This window comes from Halotia branconii CENA392 (assembly GCF_029953635.1).
Lineage (GTDB): Bacteria > Cyanobacteriota > Cyanobacteriia > Cyanobacteriales > Nostocaceae > Halotia > Halotia branconii.
On the sequence record NZ_CP124543.1, the window covers coordinates 5397843 to 5415597 of the forward strand.

Genomic DNA, 17755 nt, shown 5'->3' on the forward strand with positions numbered 1-17755 from the left:
GTCCCAACCTTGGTAAATATAATCAAGCGATCGCTATTTATGAAAATTTTCTGCGAAACTATCCACAACATAACCTAGTGGTCTGTCCCAGTAATTTTGCGGAGTTAATGTGAAAAAGTCCAGTTCTTTTCTCCCCCTGCTTCCCCTGCCTGCCTCCACCTGTCATTTTTGGGTTGACAGAATACTAGCACCCAATATCAAAACCGCTTTAGCAAGAGTTCTCCTAGCAGCAGCCAAGACTGGAAGTGGTGGAACAATCTCCCGATTAAGGGCTACAGTAAAGCTTCTAGAGGTTCTAAAATTGTCTTCATCCGCAATGACTCACCACAAGAAATGCAGATTGTATTTAGCGGTTCTCAACCACGGTTTGCTCAAGACTGGACAAATGACGAAATTCTCCGCAACTACCCTTTCCAACTTTAGATAAAAAAGAGAGGCAGAAAATTCTACCTCTCTAATTGGGGACAGAAAATTAATTAAGCTTCCCCATGATTAATTTTGCTTACCAACTTCTGTTGGAATTGGGTTTGTGAACAATAAAGCTGAGAACTTGGCACTGCTTAATGTTGTCAAAACCCACAACACGGATAAAGCAGTTACCATATTGAGAACGGCAAGATTGCACTTCGTTCAATACTTCTTGAGTAGAACGAGCGCCAAACAAAGGCAGTTTCCACATTGTCCAGAAAAATTCGGTTGGTTCAGAAACTTCGTTGAACTCAACTGCTGGAATATAACCTTGATTCAAGATGTACTGAACCTGTTTAGCAATTTGAGCGTCAGAAAGAGGTGGAAGATAAGAAAGGGTTTCGTAACGACGCTCTTTTGGTAGAGTTTGCATGGCTGTTAATAATGGGTGGCGATTTTGTACTACTTAAGTTGAGCAACTAACTAAATTCAATTATCCAAATTCGGATCTGAAATTGTCTGTTGTTCAGATTCAAGACTGGGGCTAGATAAATTGATTTGCGTGATGCGTTCTAAATGCTGGCGACGTTGTTCCATATTGGCTTGCTGAATGCCAGTACGAACCATTTCCGGTAAAAATTCTGTGATTTCTGCCGCTATATGTTCTCTGACAGTCATGATTCGCAATGCCAAGTCTGGTTTTTCTCGGAACAATTGCTCAATATATGCTTCTCCATCGTGAATTTTATCGGCGGAAAAGTTATGTAGCCAAAGTTCTAAAGGAGGATTAGTTTCGCCTAGCTGTGCCAGTACTGTCTTCAGCGCCTGATATGTCAGGTAGCGTTGGAGAGTCTTGGCTGTGTCTTTCGCAATTTGCTTAATATTCATGCTTGACCCCAGCCTTTAAAAGTAAAAAGTAAAAGGTAGAGACGCGATTAATCGCGTCTGTACAAAAGTAAAAAGAAGAAATGCTTATTTTCTTTTACTTCTCACCTTTTAACTTTTAACTTCAAGATCAGACGGTATCCATTGCTTCAAACTCGAACTTAATTTCTTTCCAAAGTTCGCAAGCAACAGCCAATTCAGGAGACCATTTGGCAGCTTCGCGGATCACGTCGTTACCTTCACGAGCCAAGTTGCGACCTTCGTTACGAGCTTGGATACAAGCTTCTAATGCTACACGGTTAGCGGTTGCACCAGGAGCATTACCCCAAGGGTGTCCGAGTGTACCACCACCGAATTGTAATACAGAGTCATCACCAAAGATTTCTACCAATGCGGGCATGTGCCATACGTGGATACCACCAGAAGCAACTGCCATTACACCAGGCATAGAAGCCCAGTCTTGAGTAAAGTAGATACCACGAGATTTGTCTTGTTCAACGTAGTTTTCACGCAACAAGTCAACAAAACCCATTGTGATGCCACGCTCACCTTCGAGTTTACCAACCACTGTACCAGTGTGGATGTGATCACCACCAGACATCCGTAGAGTCTTAGCCAAAACGCGGAAGTGGATACCGTGGTTCTTTTGACGGTCGATAACAGCGTGCATAGCCCGGTGGATGTGTAGCAATAAACCGTTATCACGACACCAACGGGCTAGTGTGGTGTTAGCTGTGAAGCCTGCGGTGAGGTAGTCGTGCATGATGATGGGCATTTTGAGTTCTTTAGCGAACTCAGCCCGTTGCAACATTTGTTCACAGGTGGGGGCGGTAACGTTTAAGTAGTGACCTTTGATTTCGCCTGTATAGCGTCTGCTACAAATAAGAAGCGATCGCGCCACCGTTGGAATGGTGCAGAGTTGATGTTTTCGTCGTCTTTGGTGAAGTCCAAACCACCACGTAAACACTCGTATACAGCACGTCCGTAGTTCTTAGCAGACAAACCTAGTTTGGGCTTAATGGTACAACCCAACAGAGGACGACCATATTTGTTTAATTTGTCGCGCTCAACTTGGATACCGTGAGGAGGCCCTTGGAAGGTCTTCAAGTAAGCAACGGGAATCCGTAAGTCTTCTAGACGTAATGCCCGCAGAGCTTTAAAACCGAACACGTTACCGACAATAGAGGTCAACATGTTGGTAACAGAGCCTTCCTCGAACAAATCTAAAGGATAAGCAACGTAGCAAATGTACTGGTTATCTTCACCAGAAACAGGTTCGATGTCGTAACAACGACCTTTGTAGCGATCTAGGTCGGTGAGCAAGTCTGTCCACACTGTTGTCCAAGTACCAGTGGAAGACTCAGCCGCCACAGCAGCACCTGCTTCTTCGGGGGGAACTCCAGGCTGAGGAGTCATCCGGAATGCTGCCAGAATATCTGTATCTTTAGGTGTGTAATCAGGTGTGTAATAAGTCAGTCTGTAATCTTTAACCCCGGCTTGATACCCTGATTTGCTCTGGGTCTTCGTTTGAGCGTAAGACATAAATTCCCTTCCAAGAAGTCACTCTGTATTACTTATCAAATCACGTTTTGTGCAATTTCTTCTCACTCCTGCATTTCCTTTATTCGCACAAGGAAGATCAGGAAAAATGTTTTGTTAGAGGTTGGCTTTGGTTAAGGGTAGCGGCTTTTAGGCAACGAACATTTTTTGATAAATGTTCTCCTCATCTAGAGGTGCATGATTGAGCGCTTCTGCTTTTCCCTTGTTCCATAGAATAAAAATTCTCTTTTATTTCTTCCTCTTACCCCACTAAACCTTCTTAAATTCGGCAAAAACTCCGCGCTTTGCGGAAAGTATGAGATTTTTCCCTGTATATTGGGGTAATTATAGGGATTGGGCTTGATAGCACACATTCCCACCTCCGCACTCCTACCATGTTTCCTTTAATTAGAAAACGGACAAGGAGAGAATTTGCTTGACAGATATTCAGCAAAGTTGTAAGTGAAAGTTCAAAAATTGCACACCACGTAATTTGTAGCTTATTTCACAATATATCAATAATTTGATAAGTTATTCTTTGAAAGTTTTTAACTTATTTATTTAAATTTGTTATGTAAGTAAATATTTTAACAATTTATTAAGATAGCTTTACAAAAAGAATGTAATCATTATCAACCTATTTTAATATCGTATACTTTGGGCATGGGGCATTGGGCATTGGGCAATTGGGCAATTGGGCATGGGGCATGGGGCATGGGGTTAGAGTGGTGTATTTCATCTATACAAAACTGCTAAAACTGCTATAAATTCTATGCATGTTCCTCAACTTAAAACCCAGCGTTTGCTACTACGTGGATTTTGTGAAGAAGATCTTGACGCTTACGCTGATATGTGCGGTAATGCTGAGGTCATGCGTTACATCGGCGAAGGGAAGCCTTTATCTCGTGGCGAATCTTGGCGAAATATGGCAATGATTGTTGGTCATTGGCAGTTACGAGGGTATGGAATGTGGGCTGTTGAGGAACGCTTAACAGGTGCAATGATTGGGCGCGTCGGCTGCTGGAACCCAGAAGGTTGGATTGATTTTGAGATTGGCTGGGCGTTACGACAAGCTTTTTGGGGACATGGTTTGGCAACAGAAGCAGCAAGAGTGGCGATGGATTATGCTTTTGAGAAGTTGCAGCGATCGCATGTTATCAGTTTAATTCGTCCACACAATGCCGCTTCAATCAGAGTTGCCCAAAAATTAGGCGAAAAGCTACAAGGAAGGATAGAACTTTTAGGAAGCGAAGCGGTTATTTACCGCATCAGTCGAGAAGATTGGCTCATGAACAAAAACTAGCACCACTGTTTCACTTTTTTGCACTTGCCGATTGCAAAGAAACAAACCAACCAGGGGAACACTGAATTTAATCGCCAGCGTGTTTAAGCAATGGCTATGGTTAGTGTCTTTAAAGGAAATATCACCGTGAAATTATTTCGCCAGCGTACTAGTTTATTGATGACTTCTATGTTGCTGGGGTTGATAGCTTTGCCGAATATTGGCATTGCGATCGCGGCAAGTTCGGCAATTGCCCAAACAGTTGATAATAGTGTTGCGCCACCAAAAACCCCTGATGTCAAACCATCTGAATTAACTCCTTCTTACCCAGCTGCTGCACCGCCGCCGCGAGTAGAACCTTTACCTGATGATAGAGGAATTGAAGAACGAGAAATTAATACAGATTATCGTGTTAGTAATTTGTTAGGAGATTTTGCAGGTAATCTCTGGGTAGGTTCTTGGCGAGGACTAGCGCGGATTGACCCTAACACAGGTAAAATTTTAGCTCGTGTAAGTTTACCAAATGTTGCCATTGGTGCTTTAGCTCAAGACAAAGTAGGGCGTTTATGGGTGGGTACTTATGAAGGATTGAAGCGAGTAGATCCTCGCACTAGTGAAATTACAGCGCAGAATTTATTTTTACCTTCCAAAAGAGTTTTGTCACTGCTGCTTGACAAACGTGGTTATTTATGGGCTGGAACCGATAATGGTTTAGCTTTAGTTAGTCCTGACCAAGGTCTAATTATGACGACAGTCAAAAATTTGCCTGGTGTTAGTGCCAATACTTTGACTTTGGATGCTGAAGGACAGCTGTGGGTGGGTACTCTTGATGGATTGGTACGGGTTAATACTGCCAACGCTTTCATTTTGAAACGAATCGACGATTTGCCAGGGACAACCGTGCAAGCTTTAGCAATCAGTCCTGAAGGATTAATTTGGGCTGGAATGCCGAATAATTTATTAGTAATTAACCCAAAAACTGGTGCAGTGTTGCGGTCTGTGACTCGTTTACGAGGTCGAAACGTGACAGCCATTCGTTTTGCCCAAGATGGTAGTGTTTGGGTTGGAACTCACAATGGTTTGTTACGATTAAATCCAAATACAGGAGCTGTATTAGACGAAGTTGCTGGACTTCCTTCTAGTCGAGTTCTTGCCCTTGTACCTAACATCGGTAATAAATTGTGGATTGGTACTAGTGAAGGTCTGGCTTGGTTAATGCCCAAAATGGGTAGTGCAAAACCCCATCTTGCTTTCAGTCGCGCTGTAAAGTAGGGACTAGGGACTAGGGACTAGGGACTAGGGACTAGGGACTAGGGATTAGGGATTAGGGACTAGGGACTAGGGACTAGGGTAGATAAATAAAAGAGAAATACTAGCCTCTAGCCTCTAGCCTCTAGCCTCTAGCCTCTAGCCTCTAGCCCCTAGCCTCTAGCCTCTAGCCCCTACCTAACATCTAGCGTCTAGTCTCTAGCCTCTAGCCTCTAGCCTCTAGCCTCTAGCTCCTAGCCTCTAGCCTCTAGCCCCTAGCCTCTACTTAAAAAAATGGCAGTTACTACCCAGCAATTACTTCAATGGAAACAACAAGGGCGTTCAATCGTAGCATTGACAGCTTGGGATTATGCGATCGCCCAAATTCTCGACGCAACTGGTGTAGACTTAATTTTAGTTGGAGACTCGATGGCAGCAGTTCTGGGGTATGAAACAACACTGCCAATCACTTTAGAAGAAATGCTGCTTCATGCTAAAGCTGTGCGTCGTGGTGTGAAACAAGCTTTAGTCGTTGTGGATTTACCATTTTTAACTTATCAAGAAAGTCTGCAACAAGCGATGCATTCAGCTGGAAGGGTGCTAAAAGAAACGGGTGCTCAAGCAGTCAAGTTGGAAGGTGGCTATCCAGCGATGGTAGAAACTATAACGCGGTTGGTGCAAGCAGGAATCCCGGTCATGGGTCATGTAGGTTTGACACCTCAATCTGTGCATCAACTCGGTTTACGACAACAAGGTAAAACCGAAGAAGCCGCAGAAAGAATTTTACAAGAAGCGATCGCCCTTGAGCAAGCGGGTGTGTTTGCGATCGTCTTAGAGCATATACCCGCAAATTTGGCAATGCAAATTACCCAAAAACTTGCCATTCCGACAATTGGTATTGGAGCAGGAAATTATTGTGATGGGCAAGTATTAGTGACTGCTGATGTACTTGGTCTCACACAAAAGCAGCCACCTTTTGCTAAAGTTTATACAAATTTGCGAGAAACGATTAGCAAAGCCGTACAAGATTATGCCGCAGAAGTGCGAGAACGCAAGTTTCCATAATTTAATGTTATAAAAACAAGGTTGTTATCTTAGACTCTGATTATAGCAAGAAGAGTCAGGAGAAGAACATGGATTTCAACGGTAAGACAGCCATTGTCACTGGTGCAGGTAGAGGGTTGGGGCTGGCTTACGCTCGAGCCCTGGCAGACTTTGGCGCTAATGTTGTAATCAGCGATCTGGGTACGGATCGTGTGGGTGCAGGGATTGACGACTCAGTAGCATCTAATGCTGCGCGCGAGTTGCAGGGACAGGGGAAAAACGTAATCGCCCATTGCGGCAATCTGTCTGAAGAATCGACGTGTCGCGAGTTGGTAGAACTGACAATAAGTTCTTTTGGCAGCGTGGATATCCTCATCCATAATGCTGGGTGGGTAGGCTATCAAGCCATAGAGGAAATAGAGGTCGATTTTATACAACGTGCCATCGACGTTAATATCCTCGCGACAACCTGGATATGTAAGTACGCCTGGAACTATCTAAAACAATCATCCGCACCACGAATAGTTTTAACCACCTCTGATCGTGCTATGTATCAGCAATATGCTCAATCTGGATTGACGGCCTACGCTGCTGGTAAGATGGCCCAAGTTGGCATCATGAATGCACTAAGCATGGAAGGCATAGAATACAAGATTCTTGTCAATGCGGTATCCCCTGTAGCCAAAACTCGAATGTGGAGGGAAACGGGAACTCCAGACAATCTCAAGCCCGAATGGGTCACTCCTGGGGTTATTTACCTAGCCAGTGACGCTTGCCAAGATACCGGATTTATTCTGCGTGCGAGCAACGGACAGTTTACCGCAACGCGTTTTGAGGAGAACTCAAAAGTCGACTACCCGATAGATCTGGCGCGGGTCAAAGCTAGTAGCGCAGAAGAAATTGCCGAATTGTGGGAATCCATCAAGGAATGTTGATATGCCTGTTCAAGAAGAACTGCGTAAGTTTGCTAACGTCCGTGACGATTTAGATTTAGCAACGCCTGAAAACTGCTATTTATTTAGAAGCCAGAACAGAAGAGTCATAATTGCGTAGCAAATCACTTGGATCATCGTAAATTGCCAGCGCTCCCGATAATTGCTCGTCACTAAAGCCACCACAACGCATCGCAATTACACTTACCCCCACTTTGCCAGCAGACTCAATATCGTAAGGTGTATCTCCTAACATCACTAGTTTCTCTGGTGGCATTTGTGCCTTTTTCAAAGCAGCTTCTATGATATCTGAAGCAGGTTTAGATGCTTGGGCATCATCAGATGATGTTAGTTCTTGAAGTAAATCATCTACCTGAGCAATTTTGAGCAAAATATCAAGTTCTTCATAACTAGCAGAACTCGCAACTACTAAATGCAATCCAGATTCTTGCATTTTTAACACCAAATCTCTGCTACCAGGAGCGCCCTTCAGCTGGGAAACAAACTTGTTAAGAATGAGTTCTTTACGGTGAGATGCGATCGCTTTTCCGGTTCCTTCTTTATTATTAAGTTCAGGCACTAATTTGGGAATGACATGATCTCCACCCATACCCATCAATGGTCTAACTTGCTCAAATGGTATTTCATAGCCATAGTTGGCAAAAGCTTCAACCCAAGATTGAGCATGAGCATCATTACTCAAAACTAACGTTCCATCAATATCTAAAATCACTCCCTCGAATGCCATTTAAAACCTCTGTTGGTATTTTATATCTTTGGTAATGATGACATGATGAGCATTTGGCTTCATCTTCCAATCAGAGTAGAACACAGGTATAGATTGCAGCAATTTCATCAGCCAGGACAAACAGCAAATCTTTAAGTTGTGTCAAAGTAATAGTGCAAACATCTAACTATCAAATATGAGTACTCAAGCATTATCGCCAGCTTTGCTGAGTTCCTTGCAAATAGGGGATTTAAAACTGAAAAATCGGGTAGTGATGGCTCCGATGACGCGATCGCGCGCGGGTGAAGCACGTATGCCTAATGCTATGATGGCTGAGTATTATACTCAAAGGGCTAATGCTGGGTTAATCATTACAGAAGCTACAGTAATTTCCCTGCAAGCTAATGGCTGGCTAAATACCCCTGGAATTTATAACCAAGAACAAACTCAAGCCTGGAAACAAGTTGTAGATGCTGTTCACGCCAAAGGAACACCAATTTTTCTGCAACTGTGGCACTGTGGACGAGCATCTCACAGTAGTTTTCAAGAAAATGGTCAATTGCCAGTTGCACCGTCTGCGATCAAACTGAATGGAGACTCTATTCACACACCTATTGGTAAACAACCTTACGAAACTCCCCGAGCTTTAGAAACAAATGAAATTCCCCTGATTGTGGAAGATTATCGCCGGGCGGCTGAACAAGCAAAAATTGCTGGTTTTGATGGTGTAGAAATTCATGCTGCTAATGGTTATTTAATTGACGAATTTCTGCAATCTAAAACAAACCACCGCAATGATCAGTGGGGAGGAAATATTGAAAATCGTTACCGTTTTCTTAAAGAAATCGTAGAAGCAATACTAACAGTTTTGCCATCTCATCAAGTTGGAGTTCGCTTGTCTCCTAACGGTGTTTACAATGACATGGGGTCACAAGATTATCGTGAAACTTTTCTCTATGTTGCTGAGAAGTTAAATTCTTATAATCTGGCTTATCTTCATTTGATAGATGGGCTAGCTTTTGGGTTTCACGAGTTAGGAGAACCCATGACACTAGCAGATTTTCGGGGAGTATTCACTGGGACAATTATGAGCAATTGTGGATACACTCAAGAGCAAGCAGAAGATGTTATTAGCAAAGGTTTGGCTGATTTAGTTGCTTTCGGTAGACCTTTTATTAGTAATCCCGATTTAGTTGAGCGTTTTGCTCATAATTGGCCGCTTAACTCTCCAGCCGAAATGAAAGACTGGTATTCTTTTGAGTCAGAAGGCTATATCGATTTTCCCACCTATCAACAATCTCAAGCTGTTTCTTAACAAGCTAAATTTTGGTTTAGGGCATGGGGCAGAAGAGGCAGCACTTCGACTACGCTCAGTAACCGGGGCAGGGTGCGGGGTGCAAGGGGGATGAAGAAAAATTACCTCTTTTCTCCCTGCTTCCTGCTTTATCCCAACGATAATTATTGACATCGACCTACTTAGACTCAGTAAAAATGTACCTTATAAACCAATGGATATAACTTTACTTGTGAAAATTCTCGCTCCTTGTTTACCATTTTTGTTGAATGTGGGTAATAAAGCCGTAGAAGGGGCATCTCAAAAAGTCGGTGAAGATGTTTGGAATAAAGCCAAAGTCATTTGGGCAAAGTTACATCCCCAAGTAGAAGCGAAAGCAGCAGCGAAAGAAGTTGCAACGGATGTGGCTACCAATCCAGATGATGAAGATTTACAAGCAAGTTTGCGAGTGCAATTAAAGAAGATATTGGATGCGGATAAAACACTTGCACAAGAGATAGCTCAGATTTTGCAAGCATCGACTGACAAACCTGGAGACAATATTCAGATTAGTGCTAATGCTTACGATCAAAGTAAAGTCAATCAAGTCGGGAAAATTGATGCTAACGAAGTGAGTTTTTAAACGCAGAGGAGCGCGAAGGTTTACGCAAAGGAACGCAGAGTAGTTGACAAATTTAGTCCGTGGTGAATTACTAAATCTTAAGCTTTGCGTCTTTGCGCCTTTGCGTGAGTAAATATTAATTAGGATTTACTATTCAGTTAAAAAAGATTAAAAATCCTATCCAATCAGCTTTCTTTCTGTATCCAGCCTTTTTGTAAAAGATAACGATCATAAACCAAACAACTCCTACTGAATATAAACATATTCTGATTGATGAGTATCAAGTTCCGTTCATCAAAGGAACTTCCATGAAAGTTGTAGAATTAGTTACTTCTATCCACGCTTATGGTTGGAGTCCAGAAGAATTACATTTTCAGTATCCACATCTGAGTATGAGTCAAATTTATTCAGCTTTAGCTTATTATTGGGAACATAAAGAAGAGATTGATACTGATATGCAGCGACGCTTTGAATATGCAGAAAAATTACGTTTAGAAGCTGGAGAATCCCCATTAGCGCAAAGACTCCGTGCAGAAAGTACGTGATTTAGAAGTTATTGCTAAAGCTGCTTATGCTGAAGAACTAAAAAATCACATTCAATACTTACCTTTGTAGTGTAATCTGGCAATAACATTAGTTCTAAGTACAAAGTTTCGAGTTTTGAACACCAGCTTCCGAGTTCTAAAGACCAACTTTCGAGTTATAAGCACCAACTTCCGAGTTCCGAACACTAACTTTCGAGTTATAAGCACCAACTTCCAAGTTCCAAACATCAACTTTCAAGTTCCGAACACCAATTTTTAAGTTCCAAACATCAACTTCCGAGTTCCAAACACCAACTTCCGAGTTCACAACGACAACACCCAGCAAAATTTGTACCTGCTATCAGCAATGGCGGAAAAACCCAACCCCAGTAATGCGAACAACATTGAAATGAATGTCACTGCTTCCGGTGATAGCAAGGTGACTTCAGTAGGACAGATAAATGCTGCCGAAGTCAAGATTATTGTTGAGCGTATAGAACCAATACTAGATCTATTACAACAAATCCCTAAAGTAGAATCGCCAGGGGTTCTCAAAGCCGGGAATCCCGGTAAAAGTTTAGCTTACTGGCAAGGAAGAACAGCAGAAGTTACCCAAATACAGCAATGGTTAACCGATGAAAATATCTTCTTAATTGGCATAGAAGGCATCGGTGGCACAGGTAAATCGATGCTGGCTACAAAAATTTATGATGAAATTGAGGGTTTCCCCAAGCGATTTTGGGCTGATGTCAGTTATGGGGCAGGTTTTAGCGATTTAGCTAGGCAAGTATTAACAGAGTTCGGCTTTCCGGTTCCAGAACAAGAAGCGCAATTAGTAGAAGCGCTGGTTAGGTGTTTGCGTTCTGATCAATTTTTACTGATTATTGATAACCTAGAGAGCTTATTACAACCTGATAGACAGTGGGGAAGTCTATTTTACGGCGACTTTTTCCAAGCTTGGGTGGAATCTGGCAATAATAGTAAGGTGCTAGTCACTACCAGGGAAAGACCAGAATTAAAAGGCTTTGAGTGGCTATCCCTGAAAGGTTTGCAAGTAGATGAAGGGGTAGCACTGTTAACAGTATTAGGCATTCGCGGAGATTTAACGCAGTTTGTGGAATTAGTAGATGGGCATCCCCTACTGTTGAGATTGGTAGCAGACTTATTAAAAGAAGAATATCCCCAAGACCCGAATTTAAGCAGATTAGCAGATTTAGGCTTAGGGAATTTGCGGCAGTTGTTAACAGATTCTCAAGTGGTAGGTATCCATCGCCGAGAAAATGTGGGGATGGTTTTGGTATTGGATGCCAGTTTTAATCGGTTGAATGAGTTACAAAAGGCGTTATTGCTGAATATTAGTGTTTATCGTGGTGCAGTTGATAGTGCGGCAGCCGTAGCGGTGTTACCGGGAAATGCAGAACCAGAAATTGAGGGAGAATTGAGAAATCTAGTTAAGCGTTCTTTGTTGGTAGAAAAGCTCAATGGTAAGCGGCAATTTGAGTTTCAACCCGTGGTTTTGGAGTATGTGCGGTATCAGGCTGGAGATCAGATTGAGGCGCATCAACGAGCGATTTATTACTATCTTTTGAATGTTAAGCAAAAACCTTGGCAGACTAAAGAAGATATCAAAGAATATTTAGAAATTTTCTATCACTGGTATCAGTTGCAAGATTATGACTCTGCCTTTGATAGTATTTGGATTTGCGATGATTTTTTGACCTTGCGGGGTTATTACATCGACCAAGTGGAATTATATGGGCAGTTGGTCAGTAAATGGGCAGAAATTGGCGATAGAGAAAATTGGAATTATCGGGCTGTTCTCACATCATTAGGTATTGCTTACGACTCCCTGGGAGAGTACCAACGAGCGATTGACTTCCACCAGCAGTCTTTGGAAATATCTAGGGAAATAGGTGATCGCAATGGCATTGGTAAATCCTTAAATAATTTAGGCAATGCTTACGACTCCCTGGGAGAGTACCAACGAGCGATTGACTTCCACCAGCAGTCTTTGGAAATATCTAGGGAAATAGGTGATCGCAATGGCATTGGTAAATCCTTAAATAATTTAGGCAATGCTTACTACTCCGTGGGAGAGTACCAACGGGCGATTGACTTCCACCAGCAGTCTTTGGAAATATTAAGGGAGATAGGCGATCGCAATGGCATTGGTAATTCCTTGGGTAATTTAGGCAATGCTTACGATTCCCTGGGAGAGTACCAACGGGCGATTGAGTTCTTACAGCAGTCTTTGGAAATATTAAGGGAGATAGGCGATCGCAATGGCATTGGTAATTCCTTAATCGGTTTAGGCAATGCTTACTTATACCAGGGAGAGTACCAACGGGGGATTGAGTTCTACCAGCAGTCTTTGGAAATATTAAGGGAGATAGGCGATCGCAATGGCATTGGTAATTCCTTAATCGGTTTAGGCAATGCTTACTTATACCAGGGAGAGTACCAACGGGGGATTGAGTTCTACCAGCAGTCTTTGGCAATATCTGGGGAGATAGGCGATCGCTATACAGAAAGTTTATCCTTGCTAAATTTGGGTCTTGCTTACTTATACCAGGGAGAATCTCAACAAGCGATTGAGTTCTACCAGCAGTCTTTGGAGATATCTAGGGAGATAGGCAATCGCAATTCTGAAGGCAAATCCTTAGGTAATTTGGGTCTTGCTTACTTATACCAGGGACAGTACCAACAAGCGATTGAGTTCCACCAGCAGTCTTTGGCAATATCTGGGGAGATAGGCGATCGTAATTCTGAAGCTAAAGCCTGGTTTAATTTAGGTTTAATATTAGAAAACGTCAACCGAGAATCAGATGCGCTTGGTGCTTATCGCAATGCCTGTGAACTGTTTCAGGCGATGGGACTTGATGTCAATGTGCAAGATTGCAACGATGCCATTGAGCGTCTTTCGCAACCTAAAGCGCCTGTAGTTTCTCACCGTAGGTTCTGGGCGTGGTTGCGTCGATTGTGGCGTTGGCTTCGCTCTTGGTTGCGGCGGTAAAATAAGATGTAAAAATAGTGATGAACATCTAATTGAAGACAGAAAAATATTTGACATCATGCTACAAAATATCTATCAACTCTCCTTGACATTTGAGCAAATTCTTACTTTAGTCAAACAACTGTCTGATTCAGAAAAGTTTTTACTAAGCAAAGAACTAGAAAAAGAAACATTGAATAAAAAGTTAACTCAGTTACTAGAAATATTTCAAACTGATGAATTATCCTTTGAGGAAATTACAGAGGAAGTAGAAATCGCCCGTTATCAAATTTATGCCAGAAAACAAATTAATCAAGATAATTATTGATACTAATCTTTGGATTATCATTAACCGAGAATCAGATGCACAGGGTGAGCGATCGCAATGCGCGTGAACTATTTGAGAAAATGAGACTTGATGCAAGTAATATTTACTTGCCACATAATTTAATTATCACTTTTTAGTAACTAATATTCATCATCTCATATAGTAGTTAACTTTGATGTTTTAACTTATTCGTGTAGGCATAAAACAGGAAACAAACAAGATAGACAATTAGCAATGCTTATAATGAGTCTCACTTTTTACCCTTATCAAGTTATACTAAATCTTTTTCAACAATCAAAAATATTTTCTATCCTAAGGAAGTTCCTGAACCAAAAGGCATACGCCATAATATAAATGTGACTTTATGTCTAGATCTCTAGAAAATTTTATCCAAATTAGCTAAATAGCAAGAGTTGAAAATGCCTAATAATATCAAAGAACAAATTCAAACAGACTTACAACAAGTTAAAGAAACTGGACAGTTAAGAACTGAACGGATTCGTGAAATTGTGAAAGCCGCAGTTTCTCAGGTAGCTTCTGAGTTTAAAGCAGGCTCTACTGAAATTCGTACCCTTGTGAAAGATGCTGTTTCTGCTGTCATTGAAAATCTACAAGATAAAGGTACAGAATTTCAAGAAGATGTCACAGCATCAATTGAAGGTGCGTTGGAAGGAGTTAATAATAAAAGACACATGGCTATTGTTGAGACTCAAGCAGAAGTTAAAAGACTACAAGCTCAACTTGATAGCGAAGAAGAACAACTCCAGCAAGAAGTTGATGGAATTTTAGTAGAAATTGAAGAAACGGGCAAAGAAAAAACTGCGGATACTAAAACTGTAATTGAATCTGCTGTAAATAATGTCAAAAATAGTGAAGAAGTAGCCTTATTAAAGAAGCGTTATGCTCAATTACAAGCACAACTAGCTATTGTTCGAGCTAATTTGGCTGCGCGTTACGGCGGACGTTCGGAGGAAGTTAAAGATTATCTTGATGAGGCGAAAAACTGGTACGAGCAAGCTCGTCCGCAAGCCGAAGCCGTAGCTATACAAGTAGAACAAAAGCGATCGCAGTTAGAAAATAAACTAAGTGAAGCAGGGACAACAATAGCTAAAAAAGAGCGTCAAGTCAAACAAACTCTGAGAGAGTTACTGCTAGCAACAGCAGATTTATTTAAAGAAAAAGAACCTGCCGAGCAACAAAAAGATCATGTTCACAAATAATGTTTACATCCCCGACTTCTTGAAGAAGTCGGGGATCTCGCAGCATCAAACAAAAAATAGATTGGGCATTACCCAATCTATTTAATTTGATGGGAGATATTTAATCAACCGGAATCTTTAATAGATACGTTCTTCTCTACTCATTTTTTCTTCATGCTTGGCAATAACCCAGATTGCATGGATACTACCGGGAAGCCAGCCTAAAAGTGTGAGTAAAACATTAATCACAAACGTTGGGCCAATTCCAACTGTCAGAAAAACGCCTAAAGGAGGCACTAGCAAACCTAGAAGAAAACGAACTAATTTCATGACTTTGTTACAATATTTTGATTGTGTTTAAAGATATGTGACGGTAGGTAGATACTTGAATTAACTGAGTTCCCACCTACACTTTTGCTTGCTTATCTTGATGGTAGTTCACCTTTGGTGTTTACATCTTGACTACCAGTTAAAGCAGGATTTTTTTCAGCAAAGTAATTATTAATGAAGGTGCTAGCAAAAGATAGAATCACAGGTCCAAGAAGAAAAGCAATAATTCCTCGAACTGCGAAACCAGGAACTAATAATGCTGCTAACCAAAAACACAACCCGTTAATTACCAGCGAAAATGTTCCTAATGTGAGAAAGTTGAGTGGTAAAGAAAGAGTGGAAAGAACTGGCTTAACTGAACCGTTAATCAAGCCAATCACTAAAGCAGCAACTATAGCCGCTGGAAAATTCGCAATATTAACGCCTGGTACTACTAGATCAACAATTAATAAACTCAGTGCCGTAGCAATAGCTGTTAGAAATGTTCCCAACATTGTTTTTTCCCTAAAAGTTACAGAATAGGTTTTCTAAGAATCCTTATCTATCTCATTTTTAAAAAAATGCTAGATTTTAACATCTCTTATAAGATAGATTTTGCTTCTACCATTTGGATGATTAATGAACACTTGGTGAGAGGTAGTATTCTTCTTACCCAAAGTCTATTTTAGGAGATAGAAGAACATACCAGCGGATTTATCTGCCTTATGAAGAATGATGAGCTATCGTATCTTTTATGTGAAATTGATTTTTCATAGAGTAAACGGCTCATATTAACCTCCTTGAGTTTGGACTAATCTGCATTTAGCAGGAATGAAGAGAAGGCAAAAGAAAGTTACCCAGCTTTGTTAGAGGCTGAGTTAAGTGGAATCGTTAAAAAAGAAGCAGAAACTAAGCAGCAGTTAGATTAGCGTTCTTAAGTGATTCTTCGGTTTTAGGTTTTTTAGATGCGTGTTTTTTGACAGTGAGATAACGGGGACGTTGAGGTGGCTGATGCCCTTGGGCACGCCCAGGTGATAACCCTTGAGTTTTCGGGGGTTGAGCAGGAGTGCCAATAGTGGCTAAAATTAGAGGAAAGGCTTGTGCTACACGTCCTGGAGACAGTTTATCCTGAGTCGATTGCCAGGGCAAGGGGGAATCAATACAGGCAACTCTTGCGAACCAGAGTTGCCAAGTTAGCAGGGGCATCAAGTCACTCCATCGCTCTGCGGCCCGAGTAGAACTCAATTGAGGCTGTGTCCAATATAACCTCTGCTTGGCAAATCGATACCAATGCTCTAAAGCAAAGCGGCATAGGTATTTTTGCCAGAGATTCTCTAATGGAGGCATTGTCTGACCCAACCAAGCTAGCCATAAAGGTTGAAACTTCCGATTACGTCCTACTGGTTGGAGTACCTCGACGCGAATGATTTCCATTGCCCGGTTTGGGGACTGAAGGAAATGAAATCCACTCCAACGCATTACTTTCACTCGACCAACTTTCGGGTCTTCAACTTCCAGAGTTTCAGTTGCCTCTGGCCAAGTTTGGGGGTCATTGAGCTTAAACTTGTGACCATGTTTACATGGTGCGCCTCGTCCTTTATAAGTACCGGGTGTACCCCATACACATCGGTTAGATGCTAAACGCAACAATAGGTCTGCGTTAATCTCCTCCGTGGCTTGGACAAATTTGGCGTTGCCGTAGCCTCGGTCATAAGCTGCAAGTGGTCTAGTGCCTAACTCACGGGTGACAAGTTTTAGTTGGAATGCGGCTTTACTCGTTGGCGTTTCAAAGGTGGTTATCCGTTCATGTTTCAACGGTAATGCCCAACTCCCATCCGCCTCTGGTATCCACGCTAACGTACTGTAACTTTGTCCGATGCCTATGCTCCCCCCTCTATCCCCATGAAAAGTTCTTTCTTTTAGTGTCTTCGCTTCTGGTCTTGCCCAAAAGCTATGATCTCCTGCTAGAAATGGCTGTTCATCCGTCTCTACCTCCTGTACCAGTAGCTTCATCAGCAACATTTTCGGTGGACGACTATCATGTAGTGCTGCATAAATGCTCGACCATTGCCGTCGAAATACTGGGCTTTGTGACAAGCTTACAAATGATGGGATACTCGGACTTGTCAATACTGCATCCATCAATTCAAATACTGCATCTTTGGCCTTCCCCAAACTATCGTAGATACCTTGGCGGAATTTTTCTAGTTGTGTCAGGATCATCACGTCAATGATTTATTGATTACTTTCATTGACTTTACGGCAGTCAGTGTTACTGCTGACTGCTTTTCTCTAGCTTTTTAGTCCAAACTCCAGAACCTCCTGAAACATCATTATTTACACAACAATTGCCTCAATCAAAATCAGCAATCAATATTTTTCTGAAAGTTATATTCCAATGCGATCAAATCAGTTAAGTAGTCGTGCAAAATTAAATTCATTT

17 protein-coding genes and 1 pseudogene are annotated in these 17755 nt (G+C 41.8%); 10 read left to right on the forward strand and 8 right to left on the reverse strand.

The window, feature by feature from the left end; translation table 11 throughout:
- Window positions 1-502 precede the first annotated feature (502 nt).
- The 3 genes and pseudogenes from QI031_RS23660 to QI031_RS23670 all read right to left on the reverse strand — a co-directional run bounded on the left by QI031_RS23660 (window position 503) and on the right by QI031_RS23670 (window position 2835).
- Entirely contained in the window at window positions 503-841 is a 339-nt protein-coding gene (locus QI031_RS23660; protein WP_281482048.1) for a ribulose bisphosphate carboxylase small subunit, read from the reverse strand.
- Window positions 842-897: 56 nt separating this feature from the next.
- Window positions 898-1296 carry a RuBisCO chaperone RbcX gene (gene rcbX, locus QI031_RS23665; RefSeq protein ID WP_281482049.1) on the reverse strand — a complete coding sequence of 133 codons (399 nt, stop codon included), beginning with the start codon at window positions 1294-1296 and terminating at the stop codon, window positions 898-900.
- A gap of 127 nt (window positions 1297-1423) precedes the next feature.
- Window positions 1424-2835 (reverse strand): annotated as a pseudogene (locus QI031_RS23670) (form I ribulose bisphosphate carboxylase large subunit).
- Between the two features lie 769 nt (window positions 2836-3604).
- On the opposite strand from QI031_RS23670, the gene QI031_RS23675 reads away from it, so the two are divergent.
- The 4 genes from QI031_RS23675 (at window position 3605) to QI031_RS23690 (ending at window position 7341) form a co-directional block, all read left to right on the forward strand.
- Entirely contained in the window at window positions 3605-4135 is a 531-nt protein-coding gene (locus tag QI031_RS23675; RefSeq protein WP_281482050.1) for a GNAT family N-acetyltransferase, read from the forward strand.
- A gap of 90 nt (window positions 4136-4225) precedes the next feature.
- On the forward strand, window positions 4226-5386 hold the full coding sequence (locus QI031_RS23680; protein WP_281482051.1) for a ligand-binding sensor domain-containing protein: 1161 nt from the start codon (window positions 4226-4228) through the stop codon (window positions 5384-5386).
- 270 nt (window positions 5387-5656) lie between these two features.
- On the forward strand, window positions 5657-6427 hold the full coding sequence (gene panB, locus QI031_RS23685; protein WP_281482052.1) for a 3-methyl-2-oxobutanoate hydroxymethyltransferase: 771 nt from the start codon (window positions 5657-5659) through the stop codon (window positions 6425-6427).
- A gap of 68 nt (window positions 6428-6495) precedes the next feature.
- Window positions 6496-7341, forward strand: coding sequence for an SDR family NAD(P)-dependent oxidoreductase (locus QI031_RS23690; protein ID WP_281482053.1), 846 nt, complete (start codon window positions 6496-6498; stop codon window positions 7339-7341).
- Between the two features lie 79 nt (window positions 7342-7420).
- Here QI031_RS23690 and QI031_RS23695 read toward each other — a convergent pair whose 3' ends face one another.
- Entirely contained in the window at window positions 7421-8086 is a 666-nt protein-coding gene (locus QI031_RS23695) for an HAD family hydrolase (protein WP_281482054.1), read from the reverse strand.
- A gap of 175 nt (window positions 8087-8261) precedes the next feature.
- Here QI031_RS23695 and QI031_RS23700 point away from each other — a divergent pair, with 175 nt between their 5' ends.
- The 3 genes from QI031_RS23700 (at window position 8262) to QI031_RS23710 (ending at window position 10505) form a co-directional block, all read left to right on the forward strand.
- The gene (locus QI031_RS23700; protein ID WP_281482055.1) at window positions 8262-9380 is read left to right on the forward strand and encodes an alkene reductase; all 1119 of its coding nucleotides are present in this window, start codon (window positions 8262-8264) and stop codon (window positions 9378-9380) included.
- 193 nt (window positions 9381-9573) lie between these two features.
- Window positions 9574-9981: a hypothetical protein gene (locus tag QI031_RS23705; RefSeq protein WP_281482056.1), complete on the forward strand. Its 408-nt coding sequence runs from the start codon at window positions 9574-9576 to the stop codon at window positions 9979-9981.
- Between the two features lie 272 nt (window positions 9982-10253).
- A complete protein-coding gene (locus QI031_RS23710) occupies window positions 10254-10505 on the forward strand; it encodes a DUF433 domain-containing protein (protein ID WP_281486108.1) in 252 nt (83 codons plus the stop codon).
- 136 nt (window positions 10506-10641) lie between these two features.
- Here QI031_RS23710 and QI031_RS23715 read toward each other — a convergent pair whose 3' ends face one another.
- On the reverse strand, window positions 10642-10812 hold the full coding sequence (locus tag QI031_RS23715; protein ID WP_281482057.1) for a hypothetical protein: 171 nt from the start codon (window positions 10810-10812) through the stop codon (window positions 10642-10644).
- A 39-nt stretch (window positions 10813-10851) separates the two neighbouring features.
- On the opposite strand from QI031_RS23715, the gene QI031_RS23720 reads away from it, so the two are divergent.
- From QI031_RS23720 to QI031_RS23730, 3 genes are all read left to right on the forward strand, one after another.
- Entirely contained in the window at window positions 10852-13497 is a 2646-nt protein-coding gene (locus QI031_RS23720) for a tetratricopeptide repeat protein (RefSeq protein ID WP_281482058.1), read from the forward strand.
- Window positions 13498-13555: 58 nt separating this feature from the next.
- Entirely contained in the window at window positions 13556-13804 is a 249-nt protein-coding gene (gene vap15, locus QI031_RS23725; RefSeq protein ID WP_281482059.1) for a type II toxin-antitoxin system VapB15 family antitoxin, read from the forward strand.
- A gap of 419 nt (window positions 13805-14223) precedes the next feature.
- Entirely contained in the window at window positions 14224-15024 is an 801-nt protein-coding gene (locus QI031_RS23730) for a GumC domain-containing protein (RefSeq protein ID WP_281482060.1), read from the forward strand.
- 117 nt (window positions 15025-15141) lie between these two features.
- Here QI031_RS23730 and QI031_RS23735 read toward each other — a convergent pair whose 3' ends face one another.
- From QI031_RS23735 to QI031_RS23745, 3 genes are all read right to left on the reverse strand, one after another.
- Window positions 15142-15333 carry a YqaE/Pmp3 family membrane protein gene (locus tag QI031_RS23735; RefSeq protein ID WP_281482061.1) on the reverse strand — a complete coding sequence of 64 codons (192 nt, stop codon included), beginning with the start codon at window positions 15331-15333 and terminating at the stop codon, window positions 15142-15144.
- A gap of 92 nt (window positions 15334-15425) precedes the next feature.
- Window positions 15426-15827: a phage holin family protein gene (locus tag QI031_RS23740; RefSeq protein WP_281482062.1), complete on the reverse strand. Its 402-nt coding sequence runs from the start codon at window positions 15825-15827 to the stop codon at window positions 15426-15428.
- A 394-nt stretch (window positions 15828-16221) separates the two neighbouring features.
- A complete protein-coding gene (locus QI031_RS23745) occupies window positions 16222-17535 on the reverse strand; it encodes an NF041680 family putative transposase (protein ID WP_281481499.1) in 1314 nt (437 codons plus the stop codon).
- Between the last annotated feature and the right edge of the window lie 220 nt (window positions 17536-17755).